Source organism: Thauera sp. (genome assembly GCF_035444905.1).
Classification (GTDB): domain Bacteria; phylum Pseudomonadota; class Gammaproteobacteria; order Burkholderiales; family Rhodocyclaceae; genus Thauera.
In genome coordinates this window covers 1-6,924 of the sequence record NZ_DAOMPS010000102.1, presented here as the reverse complement: position 1 = coordinate 6,924, position 6,924 = coordinate 1, and the positions used below count along the sequence as shown (strand labels likewise).

Here is a 6,924-nt window from a genome sequence, read left to right as displayed (position 1 = left end):
GGCGCGCTGATGGAGACCGACGCCTCGACGGGCAAGTGGCAGGAGCTGACGCCCACGCTCTCGAACAGTTGCGTGGTCTTCCCGCACAGTCGCACCCGCGTGCAGGCCCGGCAAGGTGACTACGCCTGGGCATTGTGGCGGCCGTATTCCTGCTGCCGGCGCCGTGGCCAGGTCTTCCTCGGCAGCGTCGATTTCATGTGAGAGACCCGTGATGAACGCCTTTCCCCCGGACCTCCTGCGCTGCGTGGTGCCTTACCTGCGGGCCATGCTGCTCGTGGCAGCCATCACGCTGGGCGACGGCGTCGCCTGGGCGCAGACGCGCATCGACCCCAATGGCGTGAACGTCAGTGGCAGCGTGATCGGCGATGACGTCCTCTACAGCATCGGCGGCGGCCGTGCCGTGTCGATGGGTGGGGCCGGCAACATGCAGGGCATCGGTGTGGGGGTCGGCTGGAACAGCAACCTGATCTGCGGCGACATGAGCATCACCACGACGCTGCAGAACCAGCTCAACGGCATCACCAACGGCTTTCAGACGATCATGAGCAACGTGATCCAGAACGCCACCGCCGCCGTGGCTTCACTGCCGGCCCTGATCATCCAGCGCGCCGACCCGGGGCTCTACAACCTGCTTACCAACGGCATCCTCCAGGCGCGCCTGGATTTCGACCGCTCGAAGATGACCTGCCGGGCCATCGCCAATCGGATGGCGGAAATGGCCGGCGGCCAGGCCGGCTGGGACCAGCTCGCCGAGGGAATGGCGCTGCGGGACGCGGTCGCCAGAAACGATGCCGTCTCCGCCGTCGAGCAGGCCGAATCCAACAAGGGGAACAACGGCGTGCCCTGGGTCGGCGGCGGCAGCGCGGGCGGCGCCGGGCAGAGTTCGATCAAGGTGGTCGGCGACGTGACGCGTGCGGGTTACAACATGCTCAACGGCCGCAGCGCCACCGATACGTCGTCGATCGCGCGTGGCGCCTGCGGCAACCGTCTGACCTGCCAGACGTGGTCGTCGCCTGGCGAGGCCGCGGCCTTTGCGAACCGCGTGCTGGGCGAACGCGAGCAACGCACCTGCGAAAACTGCACGAAGACCCAGACCACACCGGGCGTCGGCCTCACGCCGGTGATTCAGGAAGAGTACGAGACCAAGCTGCTGGTGTTGCAGGAGTTGGTATCGGGCGCCCGACCGACGACGCCGACCAATCTCGACGCGGCCGGCAGCAGCTCGCTGCCAATCACCCGCGGCGTGATCGAGGCCCTGCGTGACGAACCCGACCAGGACGTGCTGGGCAAGCGCCTGGCGTCGGAGGCGGCGCTGTCGAGCGTGCTGGAGAAGGCCTTGCTGCTGCAACGCACGTTGCTGACCGGCAAGAAGGAGCCGAACGTCGCCGCCAACGAACTGGCCGTGCGGGCAGTCGACCAGGAGAACAGGGCGCTGGAGCAGGAGATCAACAACCTCAAGACTGAGCTGGAGTTGCGCCGCACGCTGGCCGGCAACGCGGCGATGGCGATCGTCCAGCGCCACAGCACCCGCGCTGCCGGCTCGCGCGGCGTCTTCGAGGGCGACACCCTGCGCGACCGGCTGCGGGAAGTCCAGAAGCCGCGGAGCGTTACGCCATGAGCCGGGTGAGCTGGCGGCGGTTGCCTTGGCTGTTCAAGCGCCGCGTTGGTGTTGGGCTGCTGTGCACCCTGTTGGTGGTGGCTGTCGCGGCGGTGGTGAACATCGCCGGCATCCACATGATCGGCGGTTTCGAGGACTGGCAGCACTGGCTGCAGGCGCACGCCGGCCACTTCTTTGTGTGGCGGCTTGGCCTCTACGGGGCGACGGCGTACGGCTGGTGGTGGATGCGTCGGCGTCTGTTGCGGCGCGAGTCGTCCCGCGAGACGCATCAGCGCCTGCTGCGCACGGAGATCGCCGTCGTGATTGCCGTGGTCGCACTGGAAGCCAGCCAAGCGTTGCGGCACGGCTGAGACCAGGAGGCGGGCATGACGCTCTACACCACGGACTACCTGGAGTATTACCTGACCCTGCTGGCCTGGGTGGTCAGCAACGGTATCTGGAACATACTCGTGGCCAGCGGCGTGTTCGCGCTGCCCTTCGTGGCCATCGTCATCCAGGAATGGCTCAAGGCCCGCAGCGAAGGCGCGGATGAAGGAAACAAGGGCGTGCTGTCGTCGATGCGCATCGAGAACCGGGTGTGGGTGGCGATCATGGTCATCCTGTTCGCCGGCATCCCGTTCATCCCGGTGGATCTCGCCACGATCAAGTTCGACACCACGCGCTCCGCGCAATGTCAGGTCAGCGTCCCGCTGCCCGACGACACGGGCTGGGCCAATGTCTACACCACGCTCGACAACCAGAGTGCACTGGTGCCGGTGTGGTGGTTTTTCATGCATTCCATCTCGAAGGCGGTCACGGGCGCCGCGGTGGCAGCGATTCCCTGCGGCAACGACCTGCGTCAGATTCGCATGGATGTCGATGCCACGCGGATCGATGATCCGGTGCTGGCACAGGAGGTCGCCGATTTCACGCATGACTGCTACGGGCCGTCGCGCGCCAAGCTGTTCATGAGCCGGCCGACGCTCTCCGATGAGCAGATGAACGACGTCACCTGGATCGGATCGAGTTACTTCCTCGACACGCCCGGCTTCTATGACACCTATCGCTCCAAGACGCCGCGCACGGCCTGGCCCTACGACGCGACCCGCGATGCAGGGTTGGCTCAGGTGGACAGCGGCGGCGGCTATCCGTCCTGCCGGCAGTGGTGGGCCGATGGCGGCCAGGGACTGCGCAGCCGGCTGCTGGCACAGGTCGCCCCGGATCTGCTGACCCGCATCGGGCGCTGGGTGGGCTTCCTGTCGCAAGGCGAGGTCAATGACGCGGTGATCCGCGCCGTCGTCTCACCGCGGCAGCAGAAGATGAACCAGGGCGCCATCTACACCGACTACGGCGGCCAGATCGACAAGACGCTGCCAAACATCGTCACGCGCGGCGCGGGCGAGCTGGGGATGACGGTCGGCGCGCTGGGCTTCTTTCCCGCGATGGACGTGGTCCGCCAGGCGCTGCCGATGGTGCTCACGATGCTCAAGATGGCGCTCGTCATCTGCGTCCCGCTGGTGCTGCTCCTCGGCACCTACGACCTTAAGACGGCGGTGACCGTCAGCTGCGTCCAATTTGCGCTGTTCTTCGTGGATTTCTGGTTCCAGCTCGCGCGCTGGATCGACAGCACGCTCCTGGACGCGCTCTACGGTCGAGGGTTTGGCGCGGACAGACCGCACGCCAACTTCGATCCATTGATCGGCCTGAACAATGCGTTCGGCGATATGTTGCTGAACTTCGTCATGGCGATGATGTTCATCGTGCTGCCGACGTTCTGGGTAATGGCTTTGGCTTGGGCTGGCGTAAGGGCAGGCAACATTCTTGGAGCGCTTACCGTCGCCACCGGCGACGCAAAGGCGGCTGGAGGTGGTGGCTCTCGCCTTGCGATGACGGCAGCGAAAGGCGCAGCTAAGTAAGGGCATTCACTCGAGCCGCTGCAACGGCTACGGCTCGTCGGGGTCGCCCGTGTCGTGGCGCCACTCATTCTTGTCGTACAGACCAAAGCCGCCGTGCCCTTCGCGCCATACCGGCTGGCCCTCATCGTCGGAATCGACGTTCCATGCGAGCCATGCAGCGACCACCGCAAAGACCAGCAGCAACGCCAGCCAGGATGCTGTGTAGAGCAGCAGGCCAAGTACCGCCAGTTTGAAGAGCCAGAGCACCGCCGTCGCCGCGCCCGCAGGCACCCCGCGCGCCACCAGCCAGCCTACGACACTCCGCTCGTGGCGCAGGTATCCACGCCAGGCACGGCCAGCCCCCCGGCCCAGCCGGTGGCTCCAGCGCCCGTTGTGCGTGTTGGTGGTCATGCTCATGTGCCTCGGTTTCAGTGATGCTTGCCCTCAGGAGCGGCCGGTTGCCGTCCACTTTCCAGCATAGACTGCAATCACGAGGACGGGTTGCGGCTGGAAGAGCCGGGTTGGATCGGGTTGCTGTGCGGCGGCGGTCGTTTCGCGTCGCCGGCTTGGTTCGCATCGCGCTTTCTGGTCCGCGATGTCCACGTCCGTCAGTTTGACAGACGCCGCGCGACGAGGCGCTGCAAGCAACATCCCTGCAGCGTCCGGCTTGCCGGGATTGCCCCATGCCGCATTCATCGTGGCACCCGCGCAGCAGCGGCCCTATACCCAAAGGCTTTCGACAAAGGCCAAAGGGCTGGGAAGGGGCAAAGGAAGGGCGCCAAGGGGAAAGGCCCTATCCTGAAAAGGCCAAAAAGGCGCCCTCGAGCCGCCCGCCATCCGGGGTTCGCCATGCTCTCGCTGTTCCAGTGCAAACGGGTGCCACCCACCGCCGGCACACCGCCCACATCCGCCATCGAAGCTTCGAAAGGGTTGATACAGCCGGAGTCGGCCGCATCGCTGCTGGCCACGCCGCGTCGGCAGAAGCTGGTGGAACACATCTGGCAGCGCACGTCGCTCTCGCGCCGACAATTCGCCACGCTCTACCTCGCTCCCTTGGAGCGCTACGCTGAGCTGGTCCAGCAGTTCCCGGCCTCCGAGAACCACCACCACGCCTATCCGGGCGGCATGCTGGACCACGGCCTGGAGATCGTCGCCTATGCGCTGAAATTGCGGCAGTCGTACCTGCTGCCTGCGGGCGTCACGCCAGAGGCACAGGCGGCCCAGGCCGAAGCCTGGACCGCAGGCACGGCCTACGCGGCCCTGCTGCACGACATCGGCAAGATTGCGGTCGATCTGCACGTCGAACATGCCGACGGCAGCGTCTGGCATCCCTGGCACGGCCCGCTGCGAAAGCCCTACCGCTTCCGTTACCGAAAGGAGCGCGAGTACCGCCTGCACAGCGCCGCCACCGGGCTGCTCTACGCGCGCCTTCTCGATCGGGACATCTTCGACTGGCTCAGCGGCTATCCCGACCTCTGGGCCGCGCTGCTGTACGTGCTGGCCGGCCAGTACGAGCACGCCGGCACGCTCGGCGAACTGGTCGTGCAGGCCGACCAGGCATCGGTCGCCCAGGAACTCGGCGGCGATCCCAGCAGGGCGCTGGCGGCGCCGAGGCATGCGCTGCAACGCAAACTGCTCGAAGGCTTGCGCTACCTGCTCAAGGAAGAGCTCAAGTTGAACCAGGGCGGCCCGGCGGACGGTTGGATTACCGAGGACGCACTTTGGCTGGTGAGCAAGACCGTCTCCGACAAGCTGCGCGCGCACCTGCTGTCGCAGGGCGTCGACGGTATCCCGGCGAGCAATACGGCGGTATTCAATGTGCTGCAGGATCACGGCATCGTGCAGCCGACGCCGGATGGAAAGGCGATCTGGAAGGCTACCGTCACCAGCGACGCCGGCTGGTCGCACGCGTTCACCTTCCTGAAAGTCTCGCCGGCGATGATCTGGGATGCTACCGACCGGCCGGCACCTTTCGCAGGACGCGTGCTGGTCGACCAGGAGCAGGCGGGGCCGACCTCGCTGGCGGCGGCGTTGCCTGATGGGCCGCGCGTGGAAGGGATCACAGCGGTACCGTCGGCCACGGCGCCAAGTTCATCCGCAGGCACAGACACCGGCGTGGCTGCGCTGCTCGATCTTCTGGATGACATCGCTCCGCACACAGAGTCGGTGATCCCAGCCTGTCCTGTCTCCGAGGCCGAGCCGACGCCTTCGACCGGACTCCCACCGCAGATGAGCGTCGCGCCTTCCGAGGATCGCACGGAACCCTCTGGAGCGCACTTCATGGCCTGGCTGCGTCAGAGCATCCAGACGCGCAAGCTCATCATCAACGACGCCAAGGCCCTGGTGCATACCGTCGCCGGCACGGCCTACCTCGTCAGTCCCGGTGTGTTCCAGCGCTACGCTCAGGAGTCCCTTCAAGTCGCTGTGCTGGCCAAGCAGGAGAAGCTGGAGGCGTGGCAGTGGGTACAGAAGCGCTTCGAAAAGCTGGGACAGCACCGCAAGCAGCCCAGCGGGCTGAACATCTGGACCTGCGAAGTCACGGGGCCGCGCAAGTCGCGCCGCCTGCACGGCTATCTGCTCAACAGCGCGGATGCGTTGTTCTGCGAAGTGCCGCCGGATAATCCCTACCTGCGGCTCATCGACGAGGCTGCAAAGCGTGACAATGCAGTCCTTGGCGGCAAGGGTAATGACGATCAGGGATAAGCCGCGGTAGCCGCGCGGGCGGCCTTCAGTCCACGGATGGGGCCGACTCCGCCAGCTTGGCTTCAGTCAGCGTCATCAAGTGGGCGGCACTGCATTTCAGCGCACGGGCGATCTTGAGGATGAGCGGGAGCGTGGGGACATGCTCGCCGCGCTCGATCTTGCCCATGTGGGACCGTTCGATGCCGGCCATGTGGGCCAGCGCTTCCTGAGCGATACCTTGGTTGGTTCTTTCCTCCCGCACGGCAGCCCCAAACGCGATGGCTGGTTTCGCTTCGTAGGTAGTGGTGCCGGTGGGGCGACCTCTTTGGATCAAACGCTTTTGCATCGCCAAAAGCGTCGATCGCGGCCACGATCTAAACCACGTTAAACTTAACTCATTAAGCAGCCATCAAGTCAGTGGCCGCAATTTTGCTGTCTTGGGGGAGTTAAACGTGGAGTCGAGTGACGTCACCGCTGAGATACGCATGGCCGTGCTCGGCGAATGGGTGCCGCCCCAACTTGCAAGCGTGCTCGCCCTGCAGCGTGCCGAAGAGCCGGATACCTATGTCGCCCTGGCCGGATGGACAGACCCCGGCCGAGCCTCGGAACTGCCGGGCGACAGCTTCGACTTTGCGCTGTCTGCGACTGACTGGCAGTGGCCTGGCTGGATATGCGAGCCGCTGTGGCATGACACCCTGGCGGTCGCCATGACCAAGCGCTCCCACCTGTTGGCCTATCGTGAAGTGCCGT

7 protein-coding genes and 1 pseudogene are annotated in these 6,924 nt (G+C 65.6%); 6 read left to right on the top strand and 2 right to left on the bottom strand.

Translation table 11 applies throughout. From position 1 onward, the window contains the following. The 4 genes from PLC66_RS21880 to PLC66_RS21865 form a co-directional block, all read left to right on the top strand. On the top strand, positions 1 to 201 hold a 201-nt coding region (locus tag PLC66_RS21880), incomplete at its 5' end, for a TraU family protein (RefSeq protein ID WP_324544303.1). Positions 202 to 211: 10 nt separating this feature from the next. Beyond that, the gene (locus PLC66_RS21875; protein ID WP_324544302.1) at positions 212 to 1,618 is read left to right on the top strand and encodes an integrating conjugative element protein; all 1,407 of its coding nucleotides are present in this window, start codon (positions 212 to 214) and stop codon (positions 1,616 to 1,618) included. Next, a complete protein-coding gene (locus PLC66_RS21870; protein WP_324544301.1) occupies positions 1,615 to 1,968 on the top strand; it encodes a hypothetical protein in 354 nt (117 codons plus the stop codon). Before PLC66_RS21875 ends, PLC66_RS21870 begins: the two co-directional genes overlap by 4 nt. A 15-nt stretch (positions 1,969 to 1,983) precedes the next feature. Further along, complete coding sequence (locus PLC66_RS21865) at positions 1,984 to 3,513, top strand: conjugal transfer protein TraG N-terminal domain-containing protein (protein WP_324544300.1); 1,530 nt, start codon at positions 1,984 to 1,986, stop codon at positions 3,511 to 3,513. Between the two features lie 27 nt (positions 3,514 to 3,540). On the opposite strand, the gene PLC66_RS21860 is transcribed toward PLC66_RS21865, so the two are convergent. Beyond that, positions 3,541 to 3,909, bottom strand: a complete 369-nt coding sequence (locus PLC66_RS21860; protein ID WP_324544299.1) for a DUF3742 family protein — start codon at positions 3,907 to 3,909, stop codon at positions 3,541 to 3,543. A 432-nt stretch (positions 3,910 to 4,341) separates the two neighbouring features. On the opposite strand from PLC66_RS21860, the gene mobH reads away from it, so the two are divergent. Then, entirely contained in the window at positions 4,342 to 6,195 is a 1,854-nt protein-coding gene (mobH, locus tag PLC66_RS21855) for a MobH family relaxase (RefSeq protein WP_324544298.1), read from the top strand. A gap of 25 nt (positions 6,196 to 6,220) precedes the next feature. Here mobH and PLC66_RS21850 read toward each other — a convergent pair whose 3' ends face one another. Further along, positions 6,221 to 6,520 carry a helix-turn-helix domain-containing protein gene (locus PLC66_RS21850; protein WP_324544297.1) on the bottom strand — a complete coding sequence of 100 codons (300 nt, stop codon included), beginning with the start codon at positions 6,518 to 6,520 and terminating at the stop codon, positions 6,221 to 6,223. Between the two features lie 106 nt (positions 6,521 to 6,626). Here PLC66_RS21850 and PLC66_RS21845 point away from each other — a divergent pair. Continuing rightward, positions 6,627 to 6,924, top strand: a pseudogene (locus tag PLC66_RS21845) (LysR family transcriptional regulator); the annotation flags it as partial.

Bases quoted from the DNA above. Each gene is read 5' to 3' on its own strand.
- PLC66_RS21860 (WP_324544299.1), bottom strand. From the start codon at position 3,909: ATGAGCATGACCACCAACACGCACAACGGGCGCTGGAGCCACCGGCTG.
- mobH (WP_324544298.1), top strand. From the start codon at position 4,342: ATGCTCTCGCTGTTCCAGTGCAAACGGGTGCCACCCACCGCCGGCACA.
- PLC66_RS21875 (WP_324544302.1), top strand. From the start codon at position 212: ATGAACGCCTTTCCCCCGGACCTCCTGCGCTGCGTGGTGCCTTACCTG.
- PLC66_RS21870 (WP_324544301.1), top strand. From the start codon at position 1,615: ATGAGCCGGGTGAGCTGGCGGCGGTTGCCTTGGCTGTTCAAGCGCCGC.
- PLC66_RS21850 (WP_324544297.1), bottom strand. From the start codon at position 6,520: ATGCAAAAGCGTTTGATCCAAAGAGGTCGCCCCACCGGCACCACTACC.
- PLC66_RS21865 (WP_324544300.1), top strand. From the start codon at position 1,984: ATGACGCTCTACACCACGGACTACCTGGAGTATTACCTGACCCTGCTG.